Consider the following 14921-nt stretch of genomic DNA (forward strand, 5'->3'; position numbering starts at 1 on the left):
ACCCGCCGACCGGGTCAGGGGCGGTTGCGGCCGAGGTCGTCGTGGGCCTGCACCCACTCCTCGGCCACGACCGCCGAACCGAGCGAAAGCTCGCCGGCCAGGACGGTCGCAGCGATGATCTCCGCGAGCTTGCGCACCTTGCCGCTGCCGTAGCAGTCCATCACCTCCAGGCACTCGCGCTGGGTGGCCAGTCCGGTGCCGCCGCCGTAGGTCGCGATGATCAGCGACGGCAGCGTCACCGAGGCGTAGAGGTCGCCGTTGGGGAGCAGCTCGGTGAAGCCGTACATCGCCGAGCTCTCAGCGACGTTCGCCACGTCCTGCCCGGTGGCGATGAACACGGCGGTGATGCCGTTGGCCGAGTGGTTGCCGTTGTTGTTGGTCACGGACATGATCGAGCCGAGCTGACCGCGCAGCCGGGCCGCCCACAGCTTGTCGGTGGAGACGTTCATGTGCTCCTCCACCAGCGCGGCCGGCAGGGTGATCTCGGCGACCACCCGCTTGCCGCGGGTGTGCAGCATGTTGACGACCGACGTCTTCTTGTCGGTGGCGAACTGTCCTTCGAGGAGGAAGTGCAGCTCCCCGGGGTAGTTCTGCTTGATCCACGCACACGCGGCGAAGGTGGCCTTGCCGGTCATGTTCTGGCCGGCCGCGTCGCCGGTGGAGTAGTTGAATCGCGTGTAGAGCAGCTTGGACACCGAGAACTGCTGGATCTCCAGCAGCTTGCCCGACGACGTCGTGGTCTGCGCGGCGGCGGCGATCGGCTCGAAGTTCGCGTCGAGCCACTCCCCGAAGGCCCGGGCCTCCCGTGCGCTCTCGAAGCTGAAGACCGGCGCGCGCTGCATCCGGTCGTCGAGCACCGTGGTCGTGATGCCGCCGGCCTCGCGGCACAGCTTCATGCCCCGGCTGTACGACGCCACCAGGGTCCCCTCCGTCGTGGCGAGCGGCACCAGGAACTCCCCCTGGGCATGCTCGCCGTTGACCAGCAACGGGCCGGCGAGACCGATCGGGACCTGGGCGACCCCCACGAAGTTCTCGATGTTCCCGGGGAGCGTCGCGGGGTCGAGCGAGTGGCTCGCGACGTGCTCGAGGGGGGAACCGGTGCGGTCGCGGACCAGCTCCTGGCGGGCCTTCACCGCGGCCACGCCGTAGTCGTCGTCACGGTCGCGCGGGATCTTGAGGTCGGACATGTTGCGAAGGATGTCATGCCTGGTTCCTGAGTGTGGTCCGGCTGAGTCCTTCGCGTTGCCTGCCTGTGGATCTGGTCTCCATAACGTTCTGGTCATCGGGAAAACGACCTGAACTCATCGCAGCGGAACTGCTGCGGAAACCTCACAAGGAGCCATTCCAATGCAGAACAAGACCAAGAAGATCCTCATCCCGCTCGCCACCCTCGCTGCCGCCGGCGCCGTCGCGGTCGGTTCGGGTGCGACCTTCGACAGCACCTCGGGCAACACCATCAGCTCCGTCACCGCCGGCACGCTGACCCAGTCGAACTCGAAGGCTGACCAGGCGATCTTCAACCTCACGAACATGAAGCCGGGCGACACCCTCAACGGCAGCCTGGCGCTGACCAACACGGGCACGCTGCCCGCCGCCTTCTCGCTGACCGAGGTCTCCTCGAACAACGCCTTCACCGGTCTCAACCTGACCCTCGACATCGTCGACGTGACGGCCAACACCACGGTCTACACCGGCACCTTCGGCGGTCTCGCCGACGGCACGAAGCAGGCCCTCGGCACCTGGGCCGCCGGCGCCACCCACAACTTCAAGTTCGTGGTCAAGCTCGACCCCAACACCCCGAACGCCGACCAGGGCAAGGTCGCCAACGCGGTCTACAGCTGGAGCTCGGTGCAGCTGGACGGCCAGACCTACAACCAGTGATCCCGGCCGCCCGATGACGGTGGGGCGCTCCTCCGGGGGGAGCGCCTCGCCGTCGTCGGCGTCCTGACCCCGCCACCGACACGCGACAGGAGCCCATCGTGAGCAACAACCCGCACCGCCGCCGTACCCGCGTCACGCGCCGCGTGGGCGGATGGGCGCTCACCACCGCGGTCCTCCTGGTCACGCTGTTCTGCGTCGCGTGGATCGCACCGAGCCTCTTCGGGCTCAGCCGCTACGTCATCACCGGCGAGTCGATGACCGGCACGATCGACAAGGGCTCCGTCGTCTTCGAGGAGCCGGAGTCGGTCGACCAGCTCGAGGTCGGCGACATCATCACCTACCGGCCACCGGCCGATGCGGGCACGACCGACCTGGTCACCCACCGCATCATCAAGATGGAGCCCGCCGAGGGCGGCGGCGTCCTGTTCACCACGCAGGGCGACCACAACCCCCAGCCCGACCCGTGGCACTTCAAGCTCGTCGACCAGCAGCAGCCGGTCGTGAAGTACAGCGTCCCGCACGTCGGCTGGGTCTTCATCGCGCTCGCCGACCGCCAGGTCCGCATCGGCGTGATCGGCATCCCGGCCGCCCTCATCGCGCTCCACGCGCTCGGCCAGCTGATCGGTGCCTTCCGCCGGTCCGAGGACGACGAGAGCGACACCGACGAGAACGTCCCCGACGGGAACGTCCCCGACGAGGACGAGTCCGACGCGACTGTTACCGACCTGTTGAAGTCGGACCTGCTCGCTGTTGCCGAGCAGTGACCCGCCGATCCCTAGCGTAAGACCCACCGAACCGCAGCACCGACGAGGAGACACCGACATGGCACGCCGCCCGCTGATCCTGATGGCCCTGGGGGCCGTCGTGGGAGTAGCGGGCTTCGGCATGCCGTCGTTCTCCAGCGCGAGCTACAACGCGACCACCTCCAACACGGTGAGCACCGTCGCTGCGGCCAACGACTGGACGCCCCCGACCGTGTCGGTCGGCGACCCGGGCAGCGTGGTGAAGGACACCGTGACCATCACCGCCACGGCTGCGGACGCCCGCTCGGGCATCAACAACGTCGTGATCCAGTACTTCGCGCCCGGCGCCGCCGGCTGGACCACTCTCTGCACCGCCACCACGGCGCCGTACTCCTGCTCCTGGAACACCAAGCTCGGCGCCGACGGCAGCTACAGCCTCCGCGCGATCGCCACCGACAACGCCGGCTACCAGGCGTTCTCCGACGAGGTCCCGACGCAGGTCGCGAACAACCTCCTCGTCGTGCTGAGCGACCCGGGCGACGTCGTCCGCGGCAACGTGAGCCTGACGACCACCATCTACAACGCGGGCATCAGCGTGCCGAGCGTGAAGGTCGAGTACGCCGTCACCGGCACCACGACCTGGAGGACCCTGGGCACGTGCACCGCGCTGCTCGTCGCGCCGTACACCTGCACCTGGAACACCAACGGCAGCGCCTTCACCCAGGGCGAGTCCTACGACCTCCGCTCGACCGCGACGATCGGCCTCACCACGGTGACCTCGGCGGTGGTGACCGACATCCTGGTCGACAACGTCGCGCCGACCGTGACGATGACCGACCCGGGCACGCCGCTGCGCGGCACCTCGTCCTTCGGCGCGACCGCCGCCGACGCCGACGCGGGCATCGCCCAGGTGCAGCTGCAGTACCAGCGCTCGGGCACCTCGACCTGGACCACCTTCTGCACGCCGACCGTCGACCCCTACGGGTGCCGCTACGACACCAACCAGCTCGCCGACGGCACCTACGCGTTCCGGGCGATCGCCACCGATGCGATCGGCAACACCACGACCTCGGCCGTCGTGAGCAACCGCGTCGTCGACAACACCGTGGGCTCGGTCTCGATGGAGGACCCGGGCGCCTACCTCAGCGGCACCGTGACCCTGACGTCGAGCGCCTCCTCCTCCGCCGGCATCGCGTCGGTCCGCATCGAGCGCGCCGTCAACGGCGGCACGAGCTGGACGCCCGTCTGCACCGACAGCACGTCGCCCTACACCTGCTCGTGGGACACCACGGCCGTCGCCGACGGTCTCTACGACCTGCGGGCGGTCATGACCGACAACCGCGGGGCCGTCACGACCTCGACGGTGGTCAGCGCCCGGCGCGTCGACAACAGCCCGCTGCGGGCCTACGACGTGCAGGCGACCAACGGGGCGTCCGCCGGCAAGCTGGCTGCGAGCGACTCGCTCAGGCTCACCTACTCCGAGCAGGTCTCGCTGACGTCGATCCTGGCCGGCTGGAACGGCGCCTCGACCGCCGTGGTGGTCCGCCTCCGCGACGCGACGGTGCTGGGCAGCAGCGGCAACAACGACACCGTCGACATCCTCAAGGCGGTCAACGGCGCCGTGGTCCCGCTCGGCTCGATCAACCTGAAGCAGAACTTCATCAAGAACAACAAGACCGTCCAGTTCAACGCGACCATGGTCGCCACGACCACGACCGTCAACGGAAGCACCGCGACGGTCGTCACCATCACCCTCGGGTCCGTCGCCTCCGGCAGCGGCCTGCGCACCGCCACGGCGGCGAACATGGTGTGGACCCCCTCCGCGACGGTCACCGACCTGAACGGAAAGGCCTGCTCGACGTCGCCCGTCACGGAGCTCGGCGCCCTGGACAGGGACTTCTGATGCGCCGGGCCGCAGCGGTGCTGACCGGTGCCCTCGCGACGCTCGTCACCTTCGAGCTGGCCGGCGCCGGCCACGTCGAGGGCTACGGCATCGCTCTCGTCGGCACGGTGGTCGCCGCCGCGGTGACCGCCGCCGTCCGCCTGTGGCGCGCCGCGGTGTGCACCCCGGAGGTGTGGATGGCGACCGGGCTGATCGCCGGGGTCGTCGTGACGGGCCAGCTGCTGGCGTCCTGGCTCGGCGGACCCGGCATGGCTGCGCCGCAGTGGACGGCGACGGGGTTCGCGGTCATGGCGGTCGGCGTCGCCGTACTGCTTCTCGTCGGCTGCGTGGCGCTCGCGCCGCGCAAGGACGACCGGCGGCATCCGTATGCTCTCTGAGGTGACGCACACCCTCCTCCTGGTCGAGGACGACGACGGCATCGCGACTCCCCTGGTCCGGACCCTCGAGCGTGAGGGGTACGGCGTCGAGCGGGTCGCCACCGGCGGCGACGGTCTCGCCCGGGCGAAGCGCGGTGGCGTCGACCTGGTCGTGCTCGACCTCGGCCTGCCCGACATGGACGGCCTCGACGTGTGCCGCCAGCTGCGCGCCCAGGGCTACGACTCCGGCATCCTCATCCTCACCGCACGCGGCGGCGAGCTCGACCGCGTCGTGGGACTCGACGTCGGGGCCGACGACTACCTCGGCAAACCCTTCGCCCTCGCCGAGCTGCTCGCCCGCACCCGGGCCCTGTTGCGCCGCGCCGGCCGCGCCGACCCGGCCGACGACGACGCACCGCCCGCCGCTCCGGCGGCGACCGGCGGGCTGCGCGTGGACGTGCAGGCCCGGCGGGTCTGGGTGGACGACACCGAGGTCGCGCTCACCTCCAAGGAGTTCGACCTCCTGGCCCTCCTCCACGCCGAGCGCGACACCGTGCTCACGCGCGAGCGCCTCATGGACGAGGTGTGGGACGAGAACTGGTTCGGCTCCACCAAGACGCTCGACGTCACCATGGGCCGACTGCGGCAGAAGCTCGAGGACAGCAAGGCGCCGGTCCGGATCGTGACCGTCCGGGGCGTCGGCTTCCGGCTCGAAGCGGGCTGAGGTGCGCGAGCGTCTGGTCGCCGCCTTCGTCGGGCTGACGATCCTCGTCGTCGCGCTCTACGGCATCCCGCGGGCCTACGTGCTGGCCGACCTCGTCCGCGACCAGCAGCAGGAGCGCCTCGACCGGACCACGGAGCTCGTGGCCGAGACGGTCGCCGAACGACGCGCCGCCCACGGCAAGGTCGACTCCGCGTACCTCGACGGGCTCGCGGACGAGGGTGAGGCGATCATCGTCTGGTCCCCGTCCGGGAAGGCCACGCGTACGACGGGCTACACCGACCCGAGTGGGACCGACATCTCCTCGACGGTGAAGGTCGGGGGACGCACCGTGATCATGACGCTGGACGGCGATCGGATCGGCTCCGAGATCTCCTCCGCGATCCTCCCGCTCGTCCTGCTCGGCCTGTTCCTGGTCCTGCTCGCCGGTGCTGTCGGCTACCTCGTCGCCGCCCGGATCGCGCGGTCGTTCCAGCAGCTCGCGACCGCAGCCCGTGGCCTGGGCACGGGACAGCTCCACCCGAAGCTGCCCTCCTACCGGATCCCGGAGGCCCGCGAGATCTCACAAGCGCTGGCGGCCAGCGGCGACAAGCTCGACGCGCTGCTCGCCCACGAGCGCGAGCTCACGGTCCACGCCTCGCACGAGCTGCGGACACCGGTGACCGCGCTGCGCCTGGAGCTGGAGGACCTCGCCCTGTGGCCCGAGACCGACCCCGCCGTCGCCGAGCAGCTCCAGCGCTCGGTCGCCGAGCTCGATCGTCTCTCCGACGCCATCGGTGAGCTGCTCAGCACGTCGCAGCACCTGTCGGCCACCGCGGAGATCGACCTCGACCTCGACGCGCTCGTCGCCGACACCGTGGCCCGGCTGGTGGCGCGGGGACACCACGTCGCCCACGCGCCGGTCGGTTCCATCCCGACCCGTCTCGACCCGCAGCCGGTCGTCGCGGCGCTCGAGCTCCTCCTGCCGCACGCGGACCACGTCACCGAGCTCGTGCGGCCCTCCTACCTCGAGGTCCGCATCACCGGCGCCGACCTCGAGCGGCTCGTCTCGCGCGGTCAGGCGGCCGACCTGGTCGCCGCGGCCGGGGGTCAGCTGACGACGACCGACACGGGGGTGCTGCTGCGGTTGCCCCGACGGCCGGTCACCGTAAGGTAAAGAACGTGGCCGCATCCACTGCCGACGACGTCATCGCCCGCTACGGCGCGCTCGAAGAGCCTGGAGGGCGCGACCTCCAGGCGCTGGTCGAGCTGGCTGCGCTCGTGTGCGGCGTGCCCAACTCGGCGATCAACCTGATCACCCGCGACCACCAGCACCAGGTCGCCGCCGCAGGCATCGACCCGTCGGTCTGCTCGCGGGACGACTCGATGTGCGCCCTCGTGCTCGACGACCCCCGTCCGGTGGTCGCGCCCGACGCCAGCGTCGACCCGCGGTTCGCGACGAACCCGTTCGTCTCCGGAGAGATCGACACCGTCCGGTTCTACGCCTCAGCGCCCCTCGTCTCCCCCGACGGCACCACGTTCGGACGGCTCTGCGTGTTCGACACCGAGCCGCACGAGCTCGCCGCCGACCGGGTCACCCTCCTCGACGTCGTCGCGGCACGGGTGGTCGACGTCCTCGAGCTGCGGTTGCGCAGCCGACAGCTCGAGCAGTCGCTCGAGACCCTGACCCGCACCCAGGAGGAGCTGACCCGCTCCAACGAGCTGCTGTCGCTCTTCGCCGGCCAGGTGAGCCACGACCTCAGGTCACCTCTCACAGCCGTTCTGGCCAACGCCGAGCTGCTCGCGACCGAGCCGGCCGTGACCAGCGACCCGGGTCTCGTCTCGCTCGTGAAGGGCACCACCGATGCCGGCCGGCGGATGGCGTCCCTGATCGACACGATGCTCGCCTACGCCCGCGTCGGGGCCACCCTCGACCGCCGCCCCGTCCAGCTCGACCTCGTCCTCGACCATCTCCTCGCGGACCTCTCCGCGGTGCTGGACGAGCGAGGCGCCGTCGTGCACCGGAAGCCGCTGCCCGAGGTGGTCGGCGACGTCGAGCAGCTCTACGCCGTGCTGCTCAACCTGCTCACCAACGCCGTGAAGTTCACCCCGGCCGACCGGACCCCGGAGATCGCCATCGGCGCCGAGCGCACCGACGACGCCTGGCGCCTGACCGTGACCGACAACGGCCGCGGGATCCCCGAGGACCAGCGGGAGGCGGTCTTCGAGCTCCACCAGCGCGTCGACCGGTCCGTCGAGGGCACGGGCATCGGGCTCGCCACCGCCCGCCGCGCGGTCGAGGCGCACGGCGGGCGGATCGGCGTCGAGGACGGCGTCGCCGGAGGTACGACGGTCTGGTTCACGCTGCCTGCGTGAGACCCGGCCGCGTCCCTCCTCAGTGGAAGGTGACGATCCGGACGGGGAGGCTGCTGACCGCGGCGGCCGTGGCCCCGCTCAGGTTGCAGTAGACGATCTGGGCGATGTTGGCCGCCGTCACGCTGGTCCCGTAGACGAACGTGCCGGTCGCCATGGGCGCCTTCGCGGTGATGACGACACCGTCACCCGCCGTGGCGCCGGAGATGCTCACGTTGTAGGTGTTGCAGCGCCCTGCTGCGAGCGAGCCGAACGCCACGACGCCGTTGGTCGTGCCACCGCCCGCGATGTCGGCCATGGTCAGGCCGTCGTTGGCCACGTCCGCGCCGGTGATGGACCCGTCGCTGACCTCGCTCGCGCCCACCGAGCCCGGTGCCAGGTCGCTGCTCGTGAGGCTGTCGTTGATGATCTCGCCGCTGTCGAGGCTGTCGTCCTGGACCTCGGTCGCACCGACGGAGTCGGTGCCCAGGTCGTTCTCCGTGAGGGACTCGTTCTGCACCTCGGCCGAGCCCACCGCTCCGTCCGCGACCTGGGCGTTGCCGATCGAGTCGGCCGCGAGGTCGACGCCGGTGAGACCGCCGTCGGCGACCTGGGCACCCGTGAGGTCGCCGGCCTTGATGTCCTGGCCCCAGACGCCGCCGTTGATGATCTTGCCGGTGTTGACCGCGTTGGTGGCCAGGTCGGCGTTCTTCACCTCACCGTCGACGATGTCGGCCGAGAAGACGGTGTTGGCGGCATAGGCGGTTCCCGTGCCGAGCGTGATGACGAGCGCTGCCGTGGACGCGATGTTGGCGTAGGTCAGCTGGGGCCTGCGCAGGCGGGGCAGACGACGGAGGACGGACATGACGGGACCTTCCCAGGAGGAGACGAAGCCCTTCATCGTGCTGGTCGTTCCCGCCCTGCCGGGAAGTCCCGGCGGCGAAGTTGAGCCGACGTTGAGACTCGGGTCAGCCGAACGGCAGCGGGTCGGGTGCCAGGGAGACCGCGCGGGCGCGGGCAGCCGTGAGGCCGCGCCGGTGGTGCTGGCGGCACAGCACCTCGTAGGACACGACGGCCGGCTCGTCCTTGGGGACGTCGACGTCGCCGACCACGATGACCTCGCCCTCGGTGATCATCACGCCGTCCTCCGTGCGGGCGTTGTGGGTGGCGCGCTTGCCGCACCAGCACAACGCCTCGACCTGCAGCAGCTCGGTGCGGTCGGCGAGCTCGACGAGCCGGGCCGAACCCTCGAACAACCGGGTGCGGAAGTCGGTGAGGATGCCGAAGCAGAACACGTCGATCTGCAGCTCGTCGACGATCTTGGCGAGCTGGTCTATCTGGTCGCGGGTGTAGAACTGCGCCTCGTCGCACACGAAGTAGTCGATCCGCGCGCCTGCGGTGAGCGCGTCGACCGTCGTACGCCAGAAGTCGAAGTCCCCCGTGACCTCGTAGGCCTCCGCCGTCAGCCCGAGGCGTGAGGACACCGTCGCCACCCCCGCCCGGTCATGGGAGGTGTAGAGCCGGCCGACCCGGCCGCGCGCCGCGTGGTTGTGGTTGGTCTGGAGAGCGAGCGTCGACTTCCCCGCGTCCATCGTGCCCGTCCAGAAGGTCAGCTCCGCCACGGGTCGAAATCTAGCCGCTCCACCCCATGGCGCCGCGGGAGGTCAGGGGGCGCCGGTGCTCGAGGACGGTGCCGGGATGACGGCGCTGGCCTCCTCGGAGGCGGAGGTGGACGTGGCGGCGCCACCGACCAGCATCGCGGCGAACAGGCCGTAGGACGGGAGCGCCAGCGGCTCGCCCGACACGTCGAGCTCGGTCACGTCGGCACAGGTGCCTGCGGGGACCTCGCACTGCAGCAGCCTGATCGCGTCACCGGAGCCCTCTGCCAGCACCATGAGGGAGTCGTCGTCGAGCCACTCGTAGCCGATCGCATCGCCCTGGTTCCCGGCGTCGAGGCCGACCTCCCGACCGGTGCCGACCTCCCAGACCGACGCCGCCTCGATGTCGGCCGCCCACGTGCCGTCGGGCGACAAGGCACCCACCGTGCGGCCGCCCTCGTGGCCGAGGACTACCCGGCCGTCGGCGTCCACGACGTCGGTGCCGATGTCGCCTCCGGTCCTGGTCTCGATCCAGGTGACGACGAGACCGTCCGCCGCGGAGATGATGAGGGTCGGGTGGTCGGCCTCGCCCACGACGGCCGACTCTCCCGTGCTCAGGTCGGTCCGCGTGGTGCCGCGTGCGTCGAGGTGGTAGGCGGTGGTGCCGTCGATCGCGAGGAACAGCCCCGCGTCCAGCGGCTTCTCCGCCTCCGGGTCGAGCTCCACGGCGTCGCGCACCTCCGTGCCCGAGACCACGTCGCGCGCCACGAAGTCACGCTGGTCGCCGTCGTTGCTGATCCAGCCGACCCAGTCGCCCTCGGGGTCACCGACCAGCGGAGAGCTCTCGGTGTCGACCGCCGAGCCGATCCGGTCGACGCGGCTGCCGTCGAAGGTGTAGACCGCGTCGTCCTTGCCGACGAAGGCGATGCCTTCGGAGGTGCGCACCAGCGTCGTCACGCCGACCCCGAGGTCGTAGGTGTGGTCGGGTGTGTGGAGCGTGCTGCCGACGGCCCACAGGGGGACGTCGGTCGGGAAGACGTCGTCGGCGACGTCCGCCTTGTCGTCGCCGACGCCGCCCGCGAGCAGGGTGCCGGTCGCGATGACCGCGAGCGCCGCGACGCCGGCCGCGCCGGCGAGCACGCGCCGGCGGCGCACGGCGCGGTCGCCGCTGCGCACGATCGCGTCGAGGTCGGGGGTGGCGAAGTCCTGGTCGACCATGCCGGTCACCTCGTCCATCAGGTTCTTCAGCTTCTCGGTCATGCCGCACCTCCTGCGGGCATCAGGTCGTCCCACTCGGTGGCGTCGACCGCGTCACCAAGGAGGGTGCGCAGCTTCGAAAGACCGGCGGACACCTGGCTCTTCACGGTGCCGACGGCGCAGTCCATGGCCGCCGCGGTCTGGGCCTCGGTGAGGTCGTCGTAGAAACGGAGCACGATCGCGGCCCGTTGCCGCGGCGGCAGCTGCTGGAGCGCCTGCATGAGCGACGTGCGGTCGGCGACGTGCTCCGCGTGACCGGCGTGGATCGTCTCGGGGAGGTCGGCCGTGGCGCGCTCCCCGTGCCATCCCTTGCGCCGGAACCAGGTGATCGCGGTGTTGGTGATGACCTTGCGGGTGTAGGCCTCGGCGTTGCCGACCTCGCGCAGCCGGGGCCACGCGACGTAGGTCTTCGTCAACGCCTCCTGCACCAGGTCCTGGGCGAGGCCGACGTCACCGACCATCAGGTAGGCGGCGCGGTGCAGGGCCGTCGACCTGGCCGTGACGAACTCCGCGAACGCAGCCCGGTCCCGAGCAGCCATCCTGTCTCCTCCGAAGCAGCGGGGCTGGTTGCCCCGTCACCCACCCTGACGACGCGAGGTCGCGGAATGGTTCGGCCAGGATCCCATCCGGCTGACGAGGACGTGGTCAGTGCTTGAGGAAGGTGACCGACCGCTTGACCTGGGTGGACTGCCCGTTGCCCTTGAGTACGAAGGTGACGCTCGCCTTGAGCTTGCCCTTCTTCTTGATGGTCGACAGCGCCGCCTTGCTCAGCTTGATGCCGAGCTTGCCGCTCGCGTTCGAGGCGAGGGTGGAGGTGCCGGAGCCGATCGCCTTCGTGGTCCTCGCGGTCGCGGTCGCGGTGACGGCGAACGCACTGTTGTTGGTCAGGGAGAACGTCGCCACACCGCGGGCGTTCAGCCGGTACTTCGTCGAGGTGGGCACGGTGACGTCCGGCTTCGGGGGCTGCACCTTGGTCAGCGACTCGCAGAGGTTCACGATGTCCACGGCGACGACGTCCGCCGCGTCGACGTGCGCGATGTCGGCGTCGAGCCCGCAGGAGACGGTGTCGACCGAGCCGTCCGCGGACTCGATGACGTCGTTGCCCTCCTCGCCCTTGATGGAGTCGGTGCCGGGCCCGCCGTCGATGGCGTCGTCGTCCGGCCCGCCCGTGATGGTGTCGCTACCCGCGCCGCCGTCGATCAGGTCAGCGCCGTAGCGGCCGTCGATGGTGTCGTTGCCGTCGCCGCCGACGAGGACCGTGCCGTCGACCGAGGCGTAGTCGGTGATCTCGTCGTCGCCGGTGCCGCCGTCGACGTGCGCCGGGTCGTCGCCGGAGATGTAGTCGGTGACGATCTCGTCGTCGCCACCGAGGCCGCTGACCTCGACGACGCCCGAAGCGTTCTCGACGGTCAGGACGTTCGGCCCGCCGTCGCCGACGAGGGTGACGTCCTCGATCCCGCTGAGGTCGGGCGTCCTGACGTCCTCGACGTCGCCGAGCGGACCGACGTTGTCGGCCTCGCCCACGGGACCGTCGTTGGCGACACCGTCGAGGGACGCGCGGAAGGAGACGCCGTTGCCGTGGTAGCCGGCGAAGTCAGCCGTGTCCTCGTCCGCACCACCGTTGAGGACGTCGTCCCCCGCGCCCGGGTAGAGGTTGTCGTCCCCCGCGTCGCCGTTGAGGACGTCGTCGCCGTCGGTGGCGGCGTTGTAGTGGCTCCCGTTGTCGCCGCTCACGTCGTCGTCGCCCGGACCACCGGAGACGACGTCGTCGTCCTCGTTGCCCTGGACGTCGTCGTTGCCGGCGCCACCGCTGACGACGTCGTTGCCCGCGTCTCCGCGGAGCTGCCAGTCGTCCCCGTCCCCGCCGTCGACGATGTCGTCGCCGCCGTACGGCCCGATCTCGTCGGACCCGGCGTCGCCGTAGACGACGTCGTCGGAGTCACCGGTGTTGAGCTCGTCGTCGCCGGACCCGCCGTGCACCTCCATCGGCACCGGCGAGCTGATGGCCAGCACGTCGTCGGCCGCACTGCTGCCGTTGACGACCATCCGGGTGACCCCGGTGCACTGGTAGCTGCTGCCGCTGCCGGTGCACGACCCTGTCGCACCTGCGAAGTCGCCGCCCGAGTTGGAGACGCTGACGCTGCTCCCGCTGCCGGTCACGTAGAGGTCGAGCGCGGAGGTGGCGGTGACCGTCAGGACGCCGCCGACGTTGGAGATCACCGGGCCCGCTGCCATCGCGGGTGAAGCGGCGAGACCGGTGACACCGAGCGCGACCGGCAGGGTGAGGAGGGCCCGGGCAGTGGCGCGCGGCCAGAGGGAGGTCATGCGCGGGAGTAAAACAGTAAAGAGCCCCGCGCATCACCGAACCCGGAGAATTGGGACCGGAGGTCTAGACCGATCAGTCGACGAGGAGCGGGATGAGCATCTCGTCGTCGGTGAGCGAGCCGTGCATGCCGATCAGCCTGGTCTCGTAGGGGAAGCCCTCGGTCGACAGCACCGCGGCATCCCCCCGGCAGGCCACGACGACGTCGCCGATGCGGGGCAGCACGGTCGGGTCGACCCGCCCGAACCAGCCCCGACCGACGGCCTCCGAGCGGGTCAGCACCTCGGCCCGGTCCGCGAGCCGCTCGCGCCAGGTCGCCACGACGTCGGGCACCGCACCACCCACGCAGTAGAGATGACGGAAACGCGCCTCGCCGCCGATGAGGGCGATCCCGGAGGCAAGGTCGGCGTCGTCGGCGACGTCGATCCGCGCCTCGGCCGGCACGTCGACCATGCCGTGGTCGGCGATCACCAGGAGCCTGCGGTCGGCCGGCAGCGCCTCGCGCAGCTGCTCGGCCTCGTGGTCGATCATCGCCAGCTGCTGGAGCCAGTGGCTGGACGCGACGCCCCACCGGTGACCGGTCCAGTCGAGGTCGCCGTCGTAGACGTAGGTCAGGGACGGGGCCTCCGACGACGCGGCGACCACCGCCGCGATGCGCTCGCCGACACGGTCGACGCCGACGTACTCGGCACCGCGGTGGGCGGCGACCGTGAGACCGCTGCCGTTGAACTCCCGCTTGTTCACCACGCTCACCCGCACCCCGGCGGACTGCAGCCGGGAGAACGCGGTCTGGTGCGGCTGCCACTCCACGGGGTCGATGTCGACGTCCCACACCAGTGCGTTGAGGAGCTCCTCGGTGCCGGGGACGCGCGTGGTGAACCCCACGAGACCGTGCCCGCCCGGGGTCAGCCCGGTGCCCAGCGACGTGAGGCTCGTCGAGGTCGTGGAAGGGACGCCGGCGGTGCCGACCTCGGAACCGGCGAGCAGGGACGACAGGTACGGCGCCGCGTCGCCGTGGCGCTTCAGCAGGTTGTGGCCGAGGCCGTCGATCAGGAAGACGACGTACGACGGTGCGCCGGGCAGGACGAGGCCGCGCGGGGTGGAGTCGAGCGCGTGCCCGAGGGCCGCGGCGACGGCGGGCACGATGTCACCGAGCGAGCGGTCGCCGTAGGCGGGCTCGCAGAACGCCGGCGGGGGCAGGGTGCTCACACGCGTGTGCGCGCCGACAGCGAGGCGGCGAACGACAACAGCCCGCCCACCGCGTCGGAGCCGTCGGCGGCGGCGGACACCCGGAGCGAGAAGTCGTCGGACGCGAGCGTGCCGGTGTAGCCGTGGTCGGCCTCGCACTGGGGGTCGTTGCAGCCGGCGGGCTCGAGGTCGACCCGGTGCACGGCGCCCCAGCCGATCGTGAGCACCGCCTCGACGGGAGGCTGCGGACCCGCGGTGGGGTTGGTCGTCATCCGGGTCACGACGACCGAGGAGACCGCGCTGAGGCTGACCGCCTCGGTCGAGGTCGAGGTGTAGGGCTCGGGCAGCAGGTCGTCGCCCTCGTGCTCGTCGGTGTGGGCCAGGATCAACCGACTCGGGGTGAGCACGATGACGCTCTGGTGACGGCGCACCTCGTCGCGCTCGAAGGTCGGCTCGTGGTGGACGTAGAAGGACACCACGTGCTCACCGCCGACCGCCTCGGTCACGGCGTCGGCGACGACCTCGGGGTAGTAGCCGGTGCGGTCGAGCGCCTCGCGGAGCTCGGGGGCGCGGTCCCGGTCCTCATTGGCACGGGCGCGGAGGTCTGGCATGCCTCGCAT

General features: G+C 70.8%; 15 protein-coding genes. 7 read left to right on the forward strand and 8 right to left on the reverse strand.

The window, feature by feature from the left end:
* Positions 1 to 14 precede the first annotated feature (14 nt).
* On the reverse strand, positions 15 to 1187 hold the full coding sequence (locus tag ACAX67_RS16500; RefSeq protein ID WP_370704959.1) for a hydroxymethylglutaryl-CoA reductase: 1173 nt from the start codon (positions 1185 to 1187) through the stop codon (positions 15 to 17).
* Between the two features lie 160 nt (positions 1188 to 1347).
* Here ACAX67_RS16500 and ACAX67_RS16505 point away from each other — a divergent pair, with 160 nt between their 5' ends.
* The 7 genes from ACAX67_RS16505 (at position 1348) to ACAX67_RS16535 (ending at position 7959) form a co-directional block, all read left to right on the forward strand.
* Positions 1348 to 1881 (forward strand): TasA family protein, encoded by a 534-nt coding sequence (locus tag ACAX67_RS16505; protein WP_370704960.1) that lies wholly within the window; start codon positions 1348 to 1350, stop codon positions 1879 to 1881.
* A gap of 98 nt (positions 1882 to 1979) precedes the next feature.
* Positions 1980 to 2645 (forward strand): signal peptidase I, encoded by a 666-nt coding sequence (locus ACAX67_RS16510; protein WP_370704961.1) that lies wholly within the window; start codon positions 1980 to 1982, stop codon positions 2643 to 2645.
* Positions 2646 to 2703: 58 nt separating this feature from the next.
* Positions 2704 to 4527, forward strand: coding sequence for an Ig-like domain-containing protein (locus ACAX67_RS16515; protein ID WP_370704962.1), 1824 nt, complete (start codon positions 2704 to 2706; stop codon positions 4525 to 4527).
* On the forward strand, positions 4527 to 4904 hold the full coding sequence (locus ACAX67_RS16520; protein ID WP_370704963.1) for a hypothetical protein: 378 nt from the start codon (positions 4527 to 4529) through the stop codon (positions 4902 to 4904). Before ACAX67_RS16515 ends, ACAX67_RS16520 begins: the two co-directional genes overlap by 1 nt.
* Position 4905: 1 nt before the next feature.
* A complete protein-coding gene (locus ACAX67_RS16525; RefSeq protein ID WP_527891038.1) occupies positions 4906 to 5607 on the forward strand; it encodes a response regulator transcription factor in 702 nt (233 codons plus the stop codon).
* A gap of 1 nt (position 5608) precedes the next feature.
* Positions 5609 to 6760, forward strand: a complete 1152-nt coding sequence (locus tag ACAX67_RS16530; RefSeq protein ID WP_370704965.1) for a histidine kinase dimerization/phospho-acceptor domain-containing protein — start codon at positions 5609 to 5611, stop codon at positions 6758 to 6760.
* A gap of 5 nt (positions 6761 to 6765) precedes the next feature.
* Positions 6766 to 7959: a sensor histidine kinase gene (locus tag ACAX67_RS16535; protein ID WP_370704966.1), complete on the forward strand. Its 1194-nt coding sequence runs from the start codon at positions 6766 to 6768 to the stop codon at positions 7957 to 7959.
* A 19-nt stretch (positions 7960 to 7978) separates the two neighbouring features.
* Here ACAX67_RS16535 and ACAX67_RS16540 read toward each other — a convergent pair whose 3' ends face one another.
* The 7 genes from ACAX67_RS16540 to ACAX67_RS16570 all read right to left on the reverse strand — a co-directional run bounded on the left by ACAX67_RS16540 (position 7979) and on the right by ACAX67_RS16570 (position 14912).
* Positions 7979 to 8800, reverse strand: a complete 822-nt coding sequence (locus ACAX67_RS16540; protein ID WP_370704967.1) for a hypothetical protein — start codon at positions 8798 to 8800, stop codon at positions 7979 to 7981.
* 103 nt (positions 8801 to 8903) lie between these two features.
* Positions 8904 to 9557 (reverse strand): thymidine kinase, encoded by a 654-nt coding sequence (locus ACAX67_RS16545; protein WP_370704968.1) that lies wholly within the window; start codon positions 9555 to 9557, stop codon positions 8904 to 8906.
* A gap of 42 nt (positions 9558 to 9599) precedes the next feature.
* Positions 9600 to 10793: a hypothetical protein gene (locus ACAX67_RS16550; protein ID WP_370704969.1), complete on the reverse strand. Its 1194-nt coding sequence runs from the start codon at positions 10791 to 10793 to the stop codon at positions 9600 to 9602.
* Positions 10790 to 11329 carry a SigE family RNA polymerase sigma factor gene (locus ACAX67_RS16555; protein ID WP_370704970.1) on the reverse strand — a complete coding sequence of 180 codons (540 nt, stop codon included), beginning with the start codon at positions 11327 to 11329 and terminating at the stop codon, positions 10790 to 10792. The genes ACAX67_RS16550 and ACAX67_RS16555 overlap by 4 nt, the downstream gene beginning before the upstream one ends.
* Positions 11330 to 11435: 106 nt before the next feature.
* On the reverse strand, positions 11436 to 13115 hold the full coding sequence (locus ACAX67_RS16560) for a calcium-binding protein (RefSeq protein WP_370704971.1): 1680 nt from the start codon (positions 13113 to 13115) through the stop codon (positions 11436 to 11438).
* Between the two features lie 73 nt (positions 13116 to 13188).
* Positions 13189 to 14322 carry an alkaline phosphatase family protein gene (locus ACAX67_RS16565; RefSeq protein ID WP_370704972.1) on the reverse strand — a complete coding sequence of 378 codons (1134 nt, stop codon included), beginning with the start codon at positions 14320 to 14322 and terminating at the stop codon, positions 13189 to 13191.
* Complete coding sequence (locus tag ACAX67_RS16570; RefSeq protein ID WP_370704973.1) at positions 14319 to 14912, reverse strand: DUF5998 family protein; 594 nt, start codon at positions 14910 to 14912, stop codon at positions 14319 to 14321. Before ACAX67_RS16570 ends, ACAX67_RS16565 begins: the two co-directional genes overlap by 4 nt.
* Positions 14913 to 14921: the final 9 nt, after the last annotated feature.

Origin of the sequence: Nocardioides candidus, assembly GCF_041321175.1 — a bacterium.
GTDB lineage: Bacteria > Actinomycetota > Actinomycetes > Propionibacteriales > Nocardioidaceae > Nocardioides.